Raw genomic sequence first — 17,665 nt, 5'->3', positions numbered from 1 at the left:
GAATAACGCTCCGGTCAATCGCGTAAATTGCCGGCGGCCGCGCGACCGCCGCAATGGCGACGCATGGCTGTCATGCTGCATGTGCTCACACCCCGACACCCTTAGGCGCGACGGCGCGTCAGCGCAAGCATCACCTTGGTTGTGGATGGGGGTGCGATGGACTTGCGCACGCCTTTCAGGGCGCCGCCGTTGCGTCCCCAGTGGCGGTGCCCGTGGGGGCCCCCGCGGCGGCGCCCGTGGCCGGCCGGAAGGTGTAGCCGACGCCGTAGATGACGCTGACCGGCAACTCCTCCCCCAGGGATTGCACGACCTTGCGCCGCAGGCGGCTGATCAGCCCGTCCAGGTTGCGGTCGTTATAGCGCATGGACGGCCGGTCCAGGGCGGCGATCAGGTCGGCGCGGGACGTCACCGCGCCACGGTTGCCCATCAGCTTGGCCACGCAGGCGTATTCCGTCGCAGTCAGCAGCGTCGTGGCACCCTGCGGGCTGGTCAGGCGCCAGGTCGTGGTGTCCAGGTGCCAGTCGGGGGCGGGCGGCGGGGGTGGGGGAACGGCGGCGGGGACGCCGCCGGGGGCGGACTCATCGACGCGGCGCAGCAGGCTGCGGATGTTGGCCTCGATCTCGCGCAGGCTGGCATGCTTGACCAGATAGATGTCCGCGCCGCTGGCCAGCCCCTCCACCTTATCGTCCACGCTGCTGAATCCGGTCAGCATGATGATGCCGCAGGCCAGCCCGTGGCGCCGCCGCACCTCCCGCGCGAAGTCGAAGCCGTGGCCGTCCGGCAGGCTCAGGTCCAGCACGATGACCGCGGGCAGGGCGCCGTCCCGTTCGGCCTGGTCCAGCACGGCCCAGGCCGCAGCGGTGGTGCCGGCGCCCGTGACCTGGAAATCCTTCAGCGCCAGGTAATCGACCAGGTCGGTGCGCGGGCCCTCATCATCCTCGATGACCAGAACGCTATGCATGATGCTTCTCCCGCCCGTAATCCGGGTCTTCCCATTGGGCCGGCCGCAGGGGCAGCACGACCGTCGCCACGGTGCCGACGCCGTTGGGGCCGCCGCTGTGGCTCAAGGTTCCGCCCATCTCCGTCAGGAAGCGGCGGACGATGAACAGCCCCAGGCCATTGCCGGGGTGGTTGTTGGCGTTGGACGCCCGGTAGAAGCGGCGGCCGATGGACTGGCGCTCCATTTCCGGGATGCCGATGCCCTGGTCGGTGACGCGGATGACCACATGGGCCGTGTCCTCGCTGGCCGCCACCGTCACGGGCGCCCCCTCCGGCGAATATTTCAGGGCGTTTTCGATCAGGTTGCGCAGCACGGCGATCAGCATGCCGGGATCGGCCATGAACAGGATAGGGCTGTCCGGTGCCACCACCGTCACCCGCCCGGCGTTCAGGTGGCTCAGGCCCTGGATCACGGTCTGCACGCTGTGCATCCATTCTATGGGCTGCGGCTGGGCCGCCATGTGGCCCTCGCGCTCGCTGGCCATGATGCGTTCCACCAGGCCGGTCACGCGGCGCACGCCGTCGCGGATGGCGCCCAGCCGCCGGCGCGCCGGTTCCGGCACGCTGCCGGGCAGGACCTGCAGCATTTCCGCCGCGCGGTCGATGCCGGCCAGGGGGGTGCGGATCTCATGCACCACTACGTCCAGCAACTGCCGGTGCTCGGCATGGATCTGGCGCTCCGCCGCCAGCGTCGCCGCCAACTGCTGCTCCAGGTGGCGGCGGGTGTCGACCTCGTGCGCCAGTTCCCGGTTGCGCTGCGTCACGTTGCTCTGCAGCCGTGCGCCCAGCATGATCAGGAAGCAGACGAACCACAGATGGTGGGCGACGGCGGTCTCCACCACCGTCCAGGGATAGAACATGATGGGGTCGGCGGTGCCCGACAGCCATTGATCCAGGCGGTGGATGGACCAGCCCCCCTGGATCACCACATGCAGGACCAGCACGGGCAGCAGCGTCCAGCGCAGCCAGGCGCAATCCCCGCGCGCGCGCCACAGCGCCGGCATCACCGAGGCGAAGGCGATCAGGGTGGTGAAGGCGTTGATGGCGGACCGGGGGGCGCCCGAGTCCGGCCACAGGTACAGGGACAGCGGCCAGTACAGCAGGGGGAAGCCGAGGCAGAACCCCAACAGCCATTTGCGCGGCCGTTCCCCCAGGAAGATCATGACGCCGTTCAGGCACAGGCCCAGCGACGTGAACACCAGCGTGTTGGGGACATAGCCGGTCATGCCGTTCAGGAAACCGGGCCCCGGATGATAGAACAGCCCCAGCACCGCCGCGCACCCGCCCATCATGAAGCTGGACGCGATGGTGCGCACCCCCGCCAGATGGCGGTAGGCGTTCCAGATCAGGGCGGACGCGACCCCGTTCAGCATGGTCAGGATGAGAATGAGCGAGAGCAGGTCGGTCATCGTCGGGTCGTCGTTCCGCGGCACCAGTGGCGCCAGGATAAGCCAAGGGGGTAAGGGTACGTCACGCTGCGTCGCTGCTACCGGGTTCGCTTACCCTGTCATTATCCGTCTGCCAAGACCGTGGATTATTTACTTTATGAGAACACCGCGCCGAAATATGAAAAAGTTTCGGCGATGACATCAGAATTTATCACAATCTCACGGCCGCGTGCATGAGTAATTTCGGGGGCCGGCCCGCTAAGTCCCTGGCCGGCGGTTGTTTCCAGCGTTTGGTATTGGCCGGGCGCCGGTCGGTTGTCTTGGCCAGCAAAGGCCGCACGGCCTATTAATTCGCGCTGTTCATCATTGGTTAATGGTATACTCGCGTAGGGAAGGGAAATGCTGTATTCGCATCTCGCTTAATACGCGCAAGTCCGGGAAATATTTACCATGCATTTCTCTGTCGCGCGCGCCGCCCTGGACGATCGCGAGTCATACAGGCCGCGAACAGGCGGCGCCCGACTATTGCGACGGGTGCGATGGCGCGCGGCGTCCCGGCGGCCTTCCCTGTCAAGGGCGCGCGGCGGTGTTGGTGGGGTGTTGGCGCCGGGCAGGGCCGCCCAAGGGGGGAAGGCTCAGGGCCGGGCCAGGTGCGCCAGCCGCTCCTTCACCGCCGGCCACTCGGCGGCGATGATGGAGAAATAGACGCTGTCGCGCAGCCGGGCGGGGATGGCCTCGCCCCCCGGCCCCACGCGGGCCGGCACCACGACGTGGGACCGGAAGATGCCTTCCTGCGTGGCGCCGATGCGGGCGATGGCGGCGCGGGACTGCTGGTTCAGCGCGTCGGTCTTCAACTCCACCCGGTGGGCGCCCAAGACCTCGAAGGCGTGGGTCAGCAGCAGGCGCTTGGCATCGGTGTTGGCGCCGGTGCGCTGGTGCGACCGCGCCACCCAGGTCCACCCGATCTCCACCCGCCGGTTGGCGCGGTCGATGTTGCCATAGCGCGTGCTGCCGATGACCAGCCCGCTGGCCTTGTGCACGATGGCGAAGGGCAGGCTGACATGCCGGTCCCGCTCCTCCAGCGCCGTGTGGACATAGGCCCGCATCTCATCGGGCGTCGTCACCTGCGTCGGCACCCAGCGCCACAGCACCGGGTCCAGCCCCACGGCGATCAGCCCCGGCAGATGATCCTGGCTCAACGGCTCCAACCGCACCACGGCCCCCGTCAGGGTGATGGGGCTGACGGTCATGGGGCGGGTGTCGATCTCGGCCATGGGCGCTCTCCGCAGGCAAGGGGCTCCTGGTTCGATACGAGCGGCGGGCGGGCAGGGCAAGGGCGGGATTGTCTGGGGGACAAGGTTTGGGGGAGTTGTGTGCTTTTGATAGATTTTATCAGGAGTTGAATTAAGCGCGAATCTAGGTCACATTTATCGACGATCGATAATTCAAACTGCAGTGATCAAACTCTCTTGGATCATAACCATGAAATAATTTAACTATTAGATGTCCAAATTGCGCAGCAAGTTGTTGAAAACTTGCCAATTTTTTCCTCCTCATGAAGGTTAATCATAAAATGGACGTGCGGCATAGTGATATTGAGAGCTTGGAAGAGAAAGTAAAGAAGCTTTCTTATGATAAATATTTACATAGCTTGAGGCTTGTAAACGTTAGAAGCTTTACGAACCAAAAGATTAATTTTGATTTTCCAGTAACTGCAATAATAGGTACTAACGGTGGCGGAAAATCCACTATACTTGGTGCGGTTGCCCTTGCTTACAAAGACGTAAGGCCTGGTGACTTCTTCCCAAAGTCGAATATTGGTGACACCAGTATGGCGAACTGGCGCATCGAATATGAAATTGTCGATCGAAAAGCTAGTAAAACTGGGCCGATACAGCGGAATGCGCGTTTCGTTGCGGCGAAGTGGAGACGGGACACGGTTGCCGAGCGCAATGTGGTTGTGATTCCGATTCAGCGCACGGTTCCAGCTAACGAACAGACAAAATTCAAGCAGTTCATCGGAATTAATCAAAACAAAGAAATTGTTAAGACGCCCATTCCTGAGGCAATAATTCAATGTGTTAGTCGAATTTTAGGGAAAGACGCAAAACATTATGAGCGTGTATCTCTTAAATCTGATCCATCTAAGAGTATTCTCGTAGGCATGCATCAGAAAAATGATTACTCTCAATTTCATTTTGGTGCAGGTGAGGCGTCTATTATAGAGATGGTGTCACGTATTGAAGACGCAATCGATAATTCTCTCATACTAGTTGAGGAAATTGAAAATGGATTACATCCTCTGGCAACACACAAAATGGTAGAATATTTATTAGATGTTGCGAAGCGTAAAAGGGCTCAAATTGTTTTTACGACTCACTCGGAATATGCGTTAGAGGTTCTGCCGCAAAAGGCTATCTGGGCGTGTATCGATGGGACTGCTTATCAGGTTAAGTTGACCATTGAAAGCCTTCGTGCCCTTACGGGCACGGTATCAAAAAATGCGGTTATCTTTGTAGAGGATGATTTCGCTAAAGACCTCGTAGAGGAAATGTTAAGGCAGTATGCACGCGACATTTTTGACCAAGTACAGGTGCATAAGGCGGGTGGATATCCGTTTGTTATTGAAGTCCTCAAGCATCATAAAGCAAATCCCACCGTTAAAGCGCCAGCGGTTGCTGTCATTGACGGCGACAATCCGCCTCTTGCGGAGCCAAATGACGGGGTAATTGAATTGCCCGATGGAACACCAGATTCGATTGTATTTGGATTTGTCCATGACAATGCGGAAGAAATGTCTGCGCTTGTGCAGCAGCGATGCCAATGCCCCTCAGTGAAGCAAGATATAATTATCTCGACAATTAAAGCTGTCAAAATTGACACAACTGATCCTCATTTATATTTTTCTAAGCTTGGCGAAAAACTTGGATTCATTTCCGAGATTATTATGAGAAGGGGATTAATATCGATTTATGTTGAAAAAAACTCGGACATACTTCGTCCAAAAGTGAACGCAATTCGGATGCGTTTGGGAATTGAGGCGCCTTCTGTTACGTAATTTCTGTTTGCTCGCGCCCTGAATAAAATAGGAGAAGGGGCGCCCCCACGGTCCCGCCCCTTCTCAACCCTCACTCCAAACCCAGCCCCCGCGCCTACGCCCCCGCCTGCCGCGCCTTGGCCTCCGCCCGGCGGCGGTGCAGCACCGGTTCGGTGTAGCCGTTGGGCTGGCGCACCCCGTCGAACACCAGGTCGCAGGCGGCCTGGAAGGCGATGCTGTGGCCGAAGTGCGGGGCCATGGGGGTGTAGGCGGGGTCGCCGGCGTTCTGCTGGTCGACCACGGCGGCCATGCGCTCCAGGGTCGCCCGCACCTGTTCCTTGGTGCAGATGCCGTGGTGCAGCCAGTTGGCGATGTGCTGGCTGCTGATGCGCAGGGTGGCGCGGTCTTCCATCAGGCCGATGTTGTTGATGTCCGGCACCTTGGAGCAGCCGACACCCTGGTCCACCCAGCGGACGACATAGCCCAGGATGCCCTGGGCGTTGTTGTCCAGTTCCTGCTGGATTTCCTCCTCCGACCAATTGGCGCCGTTCGCCAGCGGGGGGGTGAGGATGTCCTCCAGCTTGGCGCGGCGGTGGCCGGCCAGCACGGCCTGGCGGGCGGCCACGTCCACGGTGTGGTAGTGCAGGGCGTGCAGGGTGGCGGCGGTGGGGGAGGGCACCCAGGCGGTGTTGGCGCCGGCCTGGGGGTGGGCGATCTTGGTGGCCAGCATGTCCGCCATCCGGTCGGGCATGGCCCACATGCCCTTGCCGATTTGCGCCCGGCCCTTCAGGCCGCAGGCCAGGCCGGTGTCGACGTTCCAGTCCTCATACGCCTTGATCCAGGCCGTGCCCTTGATGTCGTTCTTGCGCACCATGGGGCCGGCTTCCATCGAGGTGTGGATCTCGTCGCCGGTGCGGTCCAGGAAGCCGGTGTTGATGAACACCACCCGGTGCTGGGCGGCGCGGATGCATTCCTTGAGGTTGACGGTGGTGCGCCGCTCCTCATCCATGATGCCCATCTTCAGGGTGTTGGGCGCCAGGCCCAGCATCTGCTCCACCGCGCCGAACAGGCGGTTGGCGAACGCCACCTCCTCCGGCCCGTGCATCTTGGGCTTCACGATATAGACGCTGCCGGCGCGGCTGTTGCGCACGGCCGGGGTGTCGCCCACGCCGTCGCGCCGCAGGTCATGCAGGGCGATGGTGCTGGTCATGATGGCATCCAGGATGCCCTCGGGGATGTTGCTGCCGTCGGCCAGCAGCACGGCGTCCGAGGTCATCAGGTGGCCGACGTTACGCACCAGCATCAGGCTGCGGCCCGGCAGGGTCAGGGTCTTGCCCCCCGGGGCGGTGTAGACGCGGTCCGGGTTCAGGTGGCGGTCCACCGTCTGGCCGCCCTTCTCGAACTGGGCGGTCAGGGTGCCGTTCATCAGGCCCAGCCAGTTGCGGTAGGCCAGCACCTTGTCGGCGGCGTCCACGGCGGCCACCGAATCCTCGCAATCCATGATGGCGGTGATGGCGGATTCCAGCACGATGTCGGCCACGTGGGCCTTGTCCTCGCGCCCGATGCGGTGGCCGGCGTCGATGTGGATCTCGGCATGCAGGCCGTGGCGGCACAGCAGGATCACAACCGGGGCGGCGGCGTCGCCCTGCCAGCCGGACAGGCGGCTGGGGTCGGCCAGGCCGGTGGTGGCCCCGCCCTCCAGCGTCACGGCCAGGGCGCCGTCCACGATGGCGTAGCCGGTGGCGTCGCGGTGGGAACCCTGGGCCAGGGGGAAGGACTGGTCCAGGAAGGTGCGGCCGAAGGCGATGACCTTGGCGCCGCGGATGGGGTTGTAGCCGCGGCCACGCTCCGCCCCATCCTCCTCGGGCAGGGCGTCGGTGCCGTAGAGGGCATCGTACAGGCTGCCCCAGCGGGCGTTGGCGGCGTTCAGGGCATAGCGGGCGTTCATCACCGGCACCACCAGCTGCGGGCCGGCGATGGTGGCGATCTCCGCATCCACATTGGCGGTGCTGACGCTGAAGTCCGGCCCCTCGGGCTGGATATAGCCGATGGCCGACAGGAAGGCGCGGTAGGCGGCGCCGTCGAAGGGCCGGCCCTTCTGGCCGCGATGCCACTCATCGATCTGCTGCTGGATCGCGTCGCGCTTGGCCAGCAGGTCGCGGTTCACCGGCGTCAGCTCATGCGCCAGGGTGTCCACCCCCTGCCAGAACGTTTCCACCGACAATCCGGTGCCGGGCAGGACCTCGTTCTCCACAAAGTCGAACAGTTCCTGCGCCACCTGAAGATGCCCGGCCGTAACCCGTGCCGTCATGGTCAATCTCCCCTGAGTTCTCTCGTATCATGCGCGGCCGTTGACCGGCCCGCGCGTGGATTTGTGACGCACTGTGTTGCCGACGCCCGATATGGGTAGGGGCAGCGGCGGGCGCCGTCAACGGCGCGTATGGGGCCTGTAAGGTCTGGTCGGGAATAGGCCCGTCAGCGCGTGGCCCGGTCGACCAGGTAGACCAGATGGCGATAGGGCACGCCGGCATGGTCGGCCAGGCCGATCTCACAGGTTCGGTTGCTGGAATAGCCGGCGACGCAGCCCGTCGGCACCTGGGGTGCCAGGAAGCGCAGGGCGTGGTCGTTCAGCTCCGGCTCATGAAAGCCCTTGTCGCCGGCGAAACCGCAGCAGCCCACCCGCTCCGGCACCACCACCTGGGTGGCGCAGGCCTTGGCCACGGCCGCCGCCTGCGGGTCTATGCCCATCTTGCGGGCCGCACAGTTGAGGTGCAGCAGCACCGGCTCCGCCTGTGGCGTGGGCGTCAGGCGGGGCAGGGCGTCCTGCGCCAGGAACTCCACCAGATCCTTCACTGGAAGGCGGCCGGCCAGCCAGGTCTTCATGCGCTGGGTGCAGGCGCTGGCGTCCATGACGATGGGGATGCGGCCATTGTCGCTGGCGGCCTTCAGCGCCGCCTCCATCTCCGCCGCCTTGGCGTCCGCCGCCTCGGTCATGCCTTCGGACTCGAAGGCCAGGCCGCAGCACAGGTTGGGCAGGTTGTCCGGCACGATGGCGCGGAAGCCCGCGCGCTCCAGCACGCGCAGGGTGACGGCGGGCAAGGGGTCGCTCTCCCCATCCTCCACCGCCGGGCCAAAGGTGCGGCCGGCGCAGGCGGCGAGGTAGACCACCGGCTCGCCCACAGCGGTGGAGGGCGGCACGTCCTTCAGCCAGGCCGTGCTGGCCCCCTCCGGCAGGTTGGGGCCGACATGGGGCAGGCGGTCGCCCGACAGCTTGCGGGCATGGGCGGCCAGGCTGGCCACCTTCCTCGGCCCCACCGCTTGTCCGGCGAAGGCCGCCAGGTTCAGGGCGCCGCGCATGCCGGCCAGCACCATGCCGAAATGGCGGGCCATCACCCCGGCCACGGTGCGGGCGGTTTTCCCGTGGCGGCGGGCGCGCAGGGCCTTGGTCAACTGCCCGGTCTCGATGCCCACGGGGCAGGCGGTGGCGCACAGGCCGCAGGCGGCACAGGTGTCGATGGCGTGATGGTCGTAGAGATCCCGCAGCTCCGTCGCCGGGTCCCCCAGGGCCGTGAGGCGCGCGATCTCCCGCAGGCCGGTGATGCGCTGGCGCGGGCTTAGCGTCATGCCGTGGGACGGGCACATCTTCTCACAAAAGCCGCATTCCATGCAGGTGTCGACGATGGTGTGCGCCGGGGGCAGGGGCTTCAGGTTCTCCAGGTGCAGGCGCGGGTTGGTGTTCAGCAGCACGCCGGGGTTCAGCAGGTTGCCCGGGTCCAGCAGGCGCTTGATCTCCCACATCAGCGCCGTGGCCGCCTGGCCCCATTCCAGCTCGACGAAGGGGGCCATGTTGCGGCCGGTGCCGTGTTCCGCCTTCAGCGAGCCGTCGTACTTCTCCACCACGATATGGACCAACTCATCCATGAAGCGGGCGTGCCGCTCGATCTCCGCGTCGGTGCTGAAATCCTGGGCGAAGACGAAGTGCAAATTGCCGGCCAGGGCGTGGCCCATGAGGATGGCGTCGGGATAGCCGTGCTTGTCGAACAGCACCCGCATGTCGCGGCAGGCGTCGGCCAGGTCCTCGATGCGGAAGGCCACGTCCTCGATGATGACGCTGGTGCCGGTCTGGCGCATGGCGCCGATGGTGGGGATCAGGCCCTTCCGGATCTTCCACAGCTTGGCGTATTCCGCCGGGTCGGTGGTGAAGGCCGGCGGCTGCAGCAGGGTGACACCGCCCAGCAACCGCCCGATGGCGGCGATGTTCTCCTGCAAGGCCTCTGGGCTGACGGCGCGGGTTTCCACCAGCAGGGAGGCGACGTCCTCCCCCATGCCGTCGATCTCGGGCGGCAATCCCGGCTGGCCCTTGGCGCTGCGCAGGCTGGCGCGGTCCATCAGCTCCACCGCCGCCACCGGCCCGCCGTTCAGCAGGCAGGCGGCGCGCCCGGCCTCGACGATGTCGGGGAACAGCAGCAGGGCGCTGGCCTTGTCCGCCAGTTCCGGCACGGTGCGGTAGGTGACCTCCGCGATGAAGCCCAGCGTCCCCTCCGACCCGATCAGCAGGTGGGCCAGGATGTCGACCGGGTCCTGGTAATCCACCAGGGCGTTCAGACTGTAGCCGGTGGTGTTCTTGATGGCGAACTTGCGCCGGATGCGGTTGGCCAGCGCCTCATCCCCCCGCACCCTCTGGCCCATGGCGTCCAGCGTGGCCAAGAGGTCGGCATGGCTGACGCGGAAGGACGCCACGCTGGCCGGATCGCCGGTGTCGACCAGGGTGCCGTCCGCCAGCATGAAGCGCAGCGACAGCATGGTCTTGTAGGTGTTCTCGTGCGTGCCGCAGCACATGCCCGAGGAGTTGTTGGCGGCGATGCCGCCGATCTTGCAGCTCTCGATGGAGGCGGGGTCCGGCCCGATCTTGCGGCCATAGGGCGCCAGGCGGCGGTTGACCTCCGCCCCGATGATGCCGGGCTGCACCTTGATGACGCTGCCGTCGTCGTTGATGACGGAGCGGTGCCAGCCGTCGCCCAGCACCATCAGCAGGCTGTCGGTGATGGCCTGGCCGGAGAGGGAGGTGCCGGCGGCGCGGAAGGTGACGGGGGTGTTGTGCCGGCGGCAGGCGGCCAGCACCTGGCTCACCTCCCCCTCGCTGTCCACCCGCACCACCAGCTTAGGGACCAGGCGGTAGAAGCTGGCGTCCGTGCCATAGGCCAGGCGGCGCAGCGGGTCGGTGATCAGCCGGTCCGCCGGCACCACGCCCGCCAGCTCGGCCCGCAGGGCGTCGTAATCAGGCATGACGGCTGGGTTCACGATGCTGTCTGGCATGGCCGCTCACTCCCCTTTTTTCACCAACAGGATGATCAGTTCCTTGGGGCCATGGACCCCGTAGGCCAGCGTCTGCTCAATATCGGAGGTCTTGGACGGCCCGGAAATCAACAGGGCATTGGTGGGCATGCCCGCCGCCGCCCAGCCCTGGTCCCGCACCGCCGCCGCCAGCGTGTCGTGCAGCGTGTCCTCCTCCAGCACGGCGATGTGCAGGGGCGGCAGCAGCGACAGCAGGCGCGGCTCCTGCGCCGTGGGCCACAGGATCAGGGTGCCCGTCTCGGCGATGGCGCCGCGCGTGCCGGTCAGGCCGGCATCCACCTGGTGCACCAGCGCGTCCTTCAGCGCCTCCACCGACTGGTCATAGGGCACCAGCGGCGGCAGCGGTACGCCCTGGGCCGCCGCCTGCACCAGCGCGTCGCCCCGGGGCGTGCCGGGCGCGATCATGAGATTGCGCAGGCCGCGGTTGTTCAGGAGGGTGGCCAGCCGCTGCGGCCAGTTGGACGCGGTGACATCATGGATCTCGGCGTGGTTGGCCTCCGCCATCTGGCGGAAGCGGGCCAGCTTGTCCGCGTAGGTGGGCGGCGTCCAGGGCGGCAGGTCGGGGCCCGGCCGGCCGGGGGCAGCCTTCAGGCGGCCCAGGATATTGGCCCTTGCCGTGTTTGAGGCGGTGCTCATTTCGGCACCTCGTTCAGGTAGCCGCGCTCCCGCGCCAGGTCGTGCAGGGTGCGGGGCTTGAAGCGGGGCCTCGCCCGCGCCTTGGTCCAGTCGCGCATCAATGGGGCGCTGGCCGGCACCCAGTTGCCGCCCCAGGCCAGGGCGCGGGTCACCATGCGGTACAGCAGCGGCCGGGTATAGACCAGGCGCCAGCCGGCCCAGACCAGGCTTTCCTTCCACGACCGCTCCGCCCCGCCATCTTTCACCACGGGAAGGTGCGTGGCTGGCGTCTCGGTCGGCCGCACCGCCTCCCGGCGCAGGCGCACCAGCAGGTCGGGGATGGGGATCTTGACCGGGCAGACCTCGGCGCAGGCGTTGCACAGGGTGGAGGCGTGGGGCTGGTCGCCGGCGGCGTCCAGGCCCTGCAGCTGCGGCGTCAGGATCTTGCCGATGGGGCCGGGGTAGATGGCGTTGTAGGTGTGGCCGCCGACGCGGGTGTAGACCGGGCAATGGTTCATGCAGGCCGCACAGCGGATGCAGCGCAGCGTGTCCGCCAGCTCCACATCCTGGTAGACGCGGCTGCGCCCGGCATCCAGCAGCACCAGATGCACGGCGGTGGGGCCGTCCTTCTCCCCGGCTTTCCGGGGGCCGCTGATCATGTTGACATAGGTGGTGATGGGCTGGCCGGTGGCGGATCGGGTCAGCAGGGCCAGCAGGGGCGGGACGTCGTCCAGGAACTCCACCACCTTCTCGATGCCGGTCACGGCGATGTGCAGCGGCGGCAGGGTGGTGGACAGGCGGCCGTTGCCCTCATTCTCGATCAGCACCAGGGTGCCCGTCTCCGCCACCGCGAAATTGACGCCGGAAATGCCGGCGTCGGCGTTGGCGAAACGCTCACGCAGCACACGGCGGGCGGCGGCGGTGAGCTCATCCACGTCGTCGGTGCGCGGCTGGTCCGGGATCTTCTCCGCGAACAGGTCCGAAATCTCGGCCTTGTTCTTGTGGATGCAGGGCATGACGATGTGGGACGGCGTCTCCCCCGCCAGTTGGATGATGTATTCGCCCAGGTCGGATTCCACCGCCGTGATGCCGTGCCGCTCCAGATGGGCGTTCAGGTGCATCTCCTCCGACACCATGGACTTGCCCTTGATGACGGTGCGGGCGCCCGCCTGCTGCAGGATGCCCAGGACGATGGCGTTGGCCTCCTCCGTCGTCTCCGCCCAATGCACCTGGACGCCGTTGGCGGTCAGGTTGGTTTCGAGGCGTTCCAGCAGGTCCGGCAGCTTGGCCAGGGCGCGGGCCTTCACCGCCGCCCCGCGCGCCCGCAGCTCCGCCCAATAGGCGGGGTCGGGGAACTGGGCGGCGCGCTTGGCCATCAGGCCGTCCATGGCCCGGCGGAAGTTGCGGCGCAGTTGCGGGTTGTTCAGCGCGTCCGGCGCGCGCTCAGCGAACCGAGGGGCGTGTTCCGGGTGGTGTCCGCCATCAGCCGCCATGACAGCGCTCCATCAGGAATTCGGCGATGTGGCGGCAGCGGGTGCCGTCGCCCACCTTCTCGGCATGGCCGCCGATGTTCATCAGGCAGCCGCAGTCGCCCGACAGCAGGGTGCCGGCGCCCGTCTCGCGCACGCTGGCCAGCTTGTCCGACACCATGGCGGTGGACACGGCCGCCTGGCGTACGGCGAAGGTGCCGCCGAAGCCGCAGCACTCCCGCTCCCTCTTGTTTTCCACCAGGGTGACGTTGGCCAACTGGCGCAGCAGGGCCTTGGGCTCCTCCACCACGCCCATCTCACGCAGGGAGTGGCAGGAGGGGTGCCAGGTGACGGTGACCGGCGCGCCCTTGTCCTCCAGCGTCACACCCAGGACGTTGACCAGGAAGGCGGTCAGCTCATGCACGCGGGCGGCGAAGGCGATGGCGCGCGGCTGGTCGGGGTCGCCCTCGAACAGATGGGGGTAGTGGGTCTTCATCATGCCGGCGCAGGAGCCGGAGGGCACGACGATGGGGATGTCGCCGGGGAAGGCGTCCAGCTGCGCCCGCGCCACCGCGCGTGCCTCCTCCATATAGCCGGAGTTGCGCGCCGGCTGGCCGCAGCAGCTCTGCCCCTCGGGGAAGATGACGCGCACGCCGGCATGGCGCAGCAGATCCATGCCGGCCAGCCCGGCCTCCGGATACAGCATGTCCACCAGGCAGGTGCCGAAGAAATAGACCGTGTCCGGCTTGGCCGGCGCTGTGACGGTCGGTGGCGTGGCGGCGGTCAAAAGGCCATCCCTCCCGGGGTTTCGCCCCTGGCGCGTTCCGGTGTGCGGGCCGGGTGCCGGGGAAATTGTCGGCGTCATATTTTACCAGGCGTCATGTTTGGTCAAATCATTTTACCAGCAGGGCGGCGCATTCCCGCTGGCCCCGTCAGGCCGCCCGCCGGTGCCCCGTGCGCCCTCATGCGTGGTGGGCCAAACCATTCAAGCGCCTCATTTCCTGGGTCGATTTCGCGCATTTGGCGAGGCGCGGGCGCCCACCACTTTTCCGTTTGCGCGGCGCCCGCCGCACGGGTTATCCATCATGACATCCATGGTACAGTAATTTGACCACGGAGGCATCGGTCCGGGTGAACCCGCCCGATGCAGGGCACGCCTGAAGACAAGAGCGCCTGAGGAAGATGTGAGGAAGCCGGCGGGCGCCGGCGGCTTGCGATCCTGGGCGCCGGGGCGCCCGTGCCGGGCCATCACCGTCCATGAGCGGGGCGGGGACGTACCGGCACGGGATGATGCCACCCCCGGCCCTGACGGTCCGCCCCATGCCCGCCCGGTCGTGCCCATGCGGCGCGCCGCCCCACCCGGGCGGCCGGCCGCTTAGACAAACAACAGGGGGGAAGGCTATGCAGCCTTGGGTCCAGGTCTATGACCCGTTCGGGAACATGGTGGTGTCCGCGCTGGTCGCGGTGCTGCCCATCGTTTTCTTCTTGGTGGCGCTGGCGGTGCTGCGGCTGAAGGGCTATGTCGCCGGCACGCTGACCGTGCTGATCGCCCTGGTGATCGCCATCGCGGCCTATGGCATGCCGGCCTCATCGGCCATCGCCGCCGTGGTCTACGGCTTTTTCTACGGCCTGTGGCCCATCGCCTGGATCATCGTGGCCGCCGTCTTCCTGTACAAGATCACGGTGAAGACGGGGCAGTTCGACGTCATCCGCGCCAGCGTCATCTCCATCACCGAGGACCAGCGCCTGCAGATGCTGATGGTGGGCTTCGCCTTCGGTGCCTTCCTGGAGGGGGCGGCCGGCTTTGGCGCCCCGGTGGCCATCACCGCCGCCATCCTGGCCGGGCTGGGCTTCAACCCGCTGTACGCCGCCGGCCTCTGCCTCATCGCCAACACCGCCCCCGTGGCCTTCGGCGCCATGGGCACGCCCATCATCGTCGGCGCCCAGGTGTCCGGCCTGGACGTCTACAAGGTGGCGGCCATGACCGGGCGGCAGTTGCCGGCCCTGTCGGTGTTCGTGCCCTTCTGGCTGGTCTTCATCATGGACGGGTTCAAGGGCGTGAAGGAAACCTGGCCCGCCATCCTGGTGACGGGCGTCAGCTTCGCCGTGGGGCAGTACTTCACCTCCAACCACATCGGGGCGGAACTGCCGGACATCATCTCCGCCCTCATCAGCCTGGTCTGCCTGACCGTGTTCCTGAAGTTCTGGAAGCCCAAGACCGTGTTCCGCTTCAAGGACCAGGAAACGGCAGTGGAGCGGGGCGCCCACGCCTACACCGCCGGCCAGGTGGTCAAGGCCTGGTCGCCCTTCCTCATCCTCACCGCCGTCGTGACGGTCTGGAGCCTGAAGCCGTTCAAGGCCCTGTTCGCCAAGGGCGGCGCCCTGGTGGACACGGTGTTTCTGCTGGACGTGCCCAGCCTGCACAACATGGTGACCAAGGTGGCGCCCATCGTCGCCAAGGCCACCCCCTACGCCGCGCAGTACAAGCTGGACCTGGTGGCCGCCACCGGCACCGCCATCCTGGTTTCCGCCCTGCTCAGCATGATCGTGCTGCGCTACGGCCCCGGCCGGGCGCTGGCCACCTTCGGCGAAACGGTGGTGGAGCTGAAATGGCCCATGTACACCATCGGCTCCGTCCTGGCCTTCGCCTACATCGCCAACTATTCCGGCCTGTCCGCCACCCTGGCGCTCCTGCTGGCGGAGGCGGGCAAGGGCTTCCCCTTCTTCTCCCCCATCCTGGGCTGGCTGGGCGTGTTCCTCACCGGGTCCGACACGTCGAGCAACGCCCTGTTCGGCGCCCTGCAGGCCACGACAGCGCAGCAGATCGGCGTGTCCGACCTGCTGCTGGTTGCCGCCAACAGCAGCGGCGGCGTCACCGGCAAGATGATCTCCCCGCAAAGCATCGCGGTGGCCTGCGCCGCCGTGGGCCTGGTGGGGCGGGAGGCCAACCTGCTGCGCTTCACCCTGAAGCACAGCATCTTCTTCGTCTGCATCGTCGGCATCATCACCCTGCTGCAGGCCTATGTCTTCACCGGCATGATCCCGCAGTAAGCCGCGACGGCATCGCCGTCAGCGGTTCACGGTTTGAAAGGCCCCGGCGGGTGCGCGCCGGGGCCTTTCTTATGCGGTACCGGCGCCAGCATGGGGAGGGGCGATCCTGGCCCCGGGGCGTCCCCTCGCCATTTCCAAAATCGCAGATTTCATTTGTTTTTGCCGGTTCCCCACCGGCGGCGCCCTATTCTGATCTATTGTGATAAATAGCAAATGCTAAATACTTTATCCCGTGAAGGGTGTATATAACCACCCATTATCGCGACGCCTCCGGAACGCCCGGACCGGTTTGCGCCGGCACCATCGCCATTGCCATTCAACAGGATCGGGCCGTTGGCCCGGCCCCCTGCATCCGGTTTTCAGCGCGCCGTCCCCGTGACGCCGCAACCCGTTGTCATGCCACTTATCAGGGAAAGGGGAATCGAAATGAAAAGCCCGCTTAAAACACCCGCCGTCATCCACAATATAGTCAAGATGGACGATTTTAACAAAAGCGGCATCCATGTGACGCCGACCATCGGTGACGGGGACACCATCTGCAATAACACGAATTTCCAGGTGGACACCGGGTCATCCGGTATTGTGGCTGGACTGGAGAACTTCGGCCTGATCGGCTATGAGGAGCTGGATAAGAAGTATCCGTGCTTCGGCGTTTATACGATGCATTATTATCCCAGCACCATTTCCCATACGGGCAAATGGTATTATATGCCCGTGTGCTTCGCCGGCACGGATTCCTCAAACCCGCCGATCGCCGTCACCATCCAGTCCCATGCCATGGTGCTGGTGTGCCCTGGGTCGGTCGGCATGATGGGGGTTTCCGCCAAGGGGGAGAACCCGGCCTTCAACGTGTTCCTCCAGGCGTCGATGTCGGCCCCATACTGTGAGACGGTTCCCCTGGACCCGGGCTATACGCTTTTCCGCGAACGCGTGCTGCTGGGGACGACGACTTCCAACATGAAGGGGTATGTCGGCTCCTCCCTGACCATGGTGTCGCCGCCCCCGTTGCCGACGCAGACCAACGATGTGAAGTTCACCCCGCCCTTCCCCTCCAACCCTGCCAGCAAGGATGGGCAGCCGCAGGACACGGCGTGCTGGACGGTGCCGCCCGTCACCCTGCAGATCACCGCGCCGGGGCAGGACACGCCCGCCCCCTCCTATCCGCTGTGTTTCGAGTTGGACACCGGCATCAACCAGGTGTTGATCGCCATGCCCTATGACTTCGCCGACACGACCGGCAACCCGCTGCCGCCGACCGCCCTGGGCCAATACAACGCCGGCGCCGGCCAATGGTTTTTCGCGCCCAAGACCACGCTGACGGTCACCTTCCCCCCGGGGGCCACGTCGGACGATGGTATCAGCTATAGCTGGACGGTGGGCGTGGCGCCGACGGCGGGGGAGGCGGGACCCACCGGGCCGACCCTATACATGGGCCCGCCGACCTACACCTCCACCATCCAGCAACCCCAGGGGCCGACCAAGCTGCCGCCGCTTTCCGGGAACCTTTCGCCCGAGTTGCTGCCCCCCGGCGCCAAGCCGGCGCCGGAGCACCACGCCGCCACCGCGCAGCCGTTGCAGAACAACAACTTCCCCCGCGTCAATGTCGGGCGCTGCCCCCTGAACGCCTGGAGCTATCTGTTCGACGCCCAGAACGGCTTCATCGGTTTCAAGGCGATCGGCTGATCGGCCCTGGTGGCCCGGGGCGGGAAAGACGCCCCGGGCCTACCCGCCCTGTCCCCGGCGGGCGCGGG

11 protein-coding genes are annotated in these 17,665 nt (G+C 65.8%); 3 read left to right on the top strand and 8 right to left on the bottom strand.

The features are described 5' to 3' along the window. Positions 1-175 precede the first annotated feature (175 nt). The 3 genes from FBZ90_RS09345 to FBZ90_RS09335 form a co-directional block, all read right to left on the bottom strand. Positions 176-961: a response regulator transcription factor gene (locus tag FBZ90_RS09345; protein ID WP_145731368.1), complete on the bottom strand. Its 786-nt coding sequence runs from the start codon at positions 959-961 to the stop codon at positions 176-178. Continuing rightward, a complete protein-coding gene (locus FBZ90_RS09340; RefSeq protein WP_145731365.1) occupies positions 954-2,408 on the bottom strand; it encodes a sensor histidine kinase in 1,455 nt (484 codons plus the stop codon). The genes FBZ90_RS09345 and FBZ90_RS09340 overlap by 8 nt, the downstream gene beginning before the upstream one ends. A gap of 614 nt (positions 2,409-3,022) precedes the next feature. After that, positions 3,023-3,661 carry a GNAT family N-acetyltransferase gene (locus FBZ90_RS09335; RefSeq protein WP_246130245.1) on the bottom strand — a complete coding sequence of 213 codons (639 nt, stop codon included), beginning with the start codon at positions 3,659-3,661 and terminating at the stop codon, positions 3,023-3,025. A gap of 299 nt (positions 3,662-3,960) precedes the next feature. Between FBZ90_RS09335 and FBZ90_RS09330 the strand changes: the two genes are divergently transcribed. Next, positions 3,961-5,445, top strand: coding sequence for an ATP-dependent nuclease (locus FBZ90_RS09330; protein WP_186455689.1), 1,485 nt, complete (start codon positions 3,961-3,963; stop codon positions 5,443-5,445). Between the two features lie 94 nt (positions 5,446-5,539). On the opposite strand, the gene FBZ90_RS09325 is transcribed toward FBZ90_RS09330, so the two are convergent. The 5 genes from FBZ90_RS09325 to FBZ90_RS09305 all read right to left on the bottom strand — a co-directional run bounded on the left by FBZ90_RS09325 (position 5,540) and on the right by FBZ90_RS09305 (position 13,650). Continuing rightward, positions 5,540-7,735, bottom strand: a complete 2,196-nt coding sequence (locus FBZ90_RS09325) for a malate synthase G (protein WP_145731356.1) — start codon at positions 7,733-7,735, stop codon at positions 5,540-5,542. 164 nt (positions 7,736-7,899) lie between these two features. After that, positions 7,900-10,740 (bottom strand): FAD-binding and (Fe-S)-binding domain-containing protein, encoded by a 2,841-nt coding sequence (locus FBZ90_RS09320; RefSeq protein WP_145731353.1) that lies wholly within the window; start codon positions 10,738-10,740, stop codon positions 7,900-7,902. Between the two features lie 6 nt (positions 10,741-10,746). Next, positions 10,747-11,415 carry a LutC/YkgG family protein gene (locus tag FBZ90_RS09315; protein ID WP_145731351.1) on the bottom strand — a complete coding sequence of 223 codons (669 nt, stop codon included), beginning with the start codon at positions 11,413-11,415 and terminating at the stop codon, positions 10,747-10,749. Then, positions 11,412-12,887: a LutB/LldF family L-lactate oxidation iron-sulfur protein gene (locus FBZ90_RS09310; RefSeq protein WP_145731348.1), complete on the bottom strand. Its 1,476-nt coding sequence runs from the start codon at positions 12,885-12,887 to the stop codon at positions 11,412-11,414. Before FBZ90_RS09310 ends, FBZ90_RS09315 begins: the two co-directional genes overlap by 4 nt. After that, the gene (locus FBZ90_RS09305) at positions 12,877-13,650 is read right to left on the bottom strand and encodes a (Fe-S)-binding protein (RefSeq protein WP_276509088.1); all 774 of its coding nucleotides are present in this window, start codon (positions 13,648-13,650) and stop codon (positions 12,877-12,879) included. Before FBZ90_RS09305 ends, FBZ90_RS09310 begins: the two co-directional genes overlap by 11 nt. 614 nt (positions 13,651-14,264) lie before the next feature. Here FBZ90_RS09305 and FBZ90_RS09300 point away from each other — a divergent pair. Both FBZ90_RS09300 and FBZ90_RS09295 read left to right on the top strand, forming a co-directional pair. Continuing rightward, entirely contained in the window at positions 14,265-15,914 is a 1,650-nt protein-coding gene (locus FBZ90_RS09300; RefSeq protein ID WP_145731344.1) for a lactate permease LctP family transporter, read from the top strand. Between the two features lie 426 nt (positions 15,915-16,340). Beyond that, the gene (locus FBZ90_RS09295; protein ID WP_145731340.1) at positions 16,341-17,597 is read left to right on the top strand and encodes a hypothetical protein; all 1,257 of its coding nucleotides are present in this window, start codon (positions 16,341-16,343) and stop codon (positions 17,595-17,597) included. Positions 17,598-17,665 lie beyond the last annotated feature (68 nt).

Source organism: Nitrospirillum pindoramense (assembly GCF_007827955.1).
GTDB lineage: Bacteria > Pseudomonadota > Alphaproteobacteria > Azospirillales > Azospirillaceae > Nitrospirillum > Nitrospirillum amazonense_B.
The sequence above is the reverse complement of the archived record's forward strand: the minus strand, read 5'-3'. Positions and strand labels throughout refer to the sequence as shown.

Bases quoted from the DNA above. Each gene is read 5' to 3' on its own strand.
- FBZ90_RS09345 (WP_145731368.1), bottom strand. From the start codon at position 961: ATGCATAGCGTTCTGGTCATCGAGGATGATGAGGGCCCGCGCACCGAC.
- FBZ90_RS09340 (WP_145731365.1), bottom strand. From the start codon at position 2,408: ATGACCGACCTGCTCTCGCTCATTCTCATCCTGACCATGCTGAACGGG.
- FBZ90_RS09335 (WP_246130245.1), bottom strand. From the start codon at position 3,661: ATGGCCGAGATCGACACCCGCCCCATGACCGTCAGCCCCATCACCCTG.
- FBZ90_RS09330 (WP_186455689.1), top strand. From the start codon at position 3,961: ATGGACGTGCGGCATAGTGATATTGAGAGCTTGGAAGAGAAAGTAAAG.
- FBZ90_RS09325 (WP_145731356.1), bottom strand. From the start codon at position 7,735: ATGACGGCACGGGTTACGGCCGGGCATCTTCAGGTGGCGCAGGAACTG.
- FBZ90_RS09320 (WP_145731353.1), bottom strand. From the start codon at position 10,740: ATGCCAGACAGCATCGTGAACCCAGCCGTCATGCCTGATTACGACGCC.
- FBZ90_RS09315 (WP_145731351.1), bottom strand. From the start codon at position 11,415: ATGAGCACCGCCTCAAACACGGCAAGGGCCAATATCCTGGGCCGCCTG.
- FBZ90_RS09310 (WP_145731348.1), bottom strand. From the start codon at position 12,887: ATGGCGGCTGATGGCGGACACCACCCGGAACACGCCCCTCGGTTCGCT.
- FBZ90_RS09300 (WP_145731344.1), top strand. From the start codon at position 14,265: ATGCAGCCTTGGGTCCAGGTCTATGACCCGTTCGGGAACATGGTGGTG.
- FBZ90_RS09295 (WP_145731340.1), top strand. From the start codon at position 16,341: ATGAAAAGCCCGCTTAAAACACCCGCCGTCATCCACAATATAGTCAAG.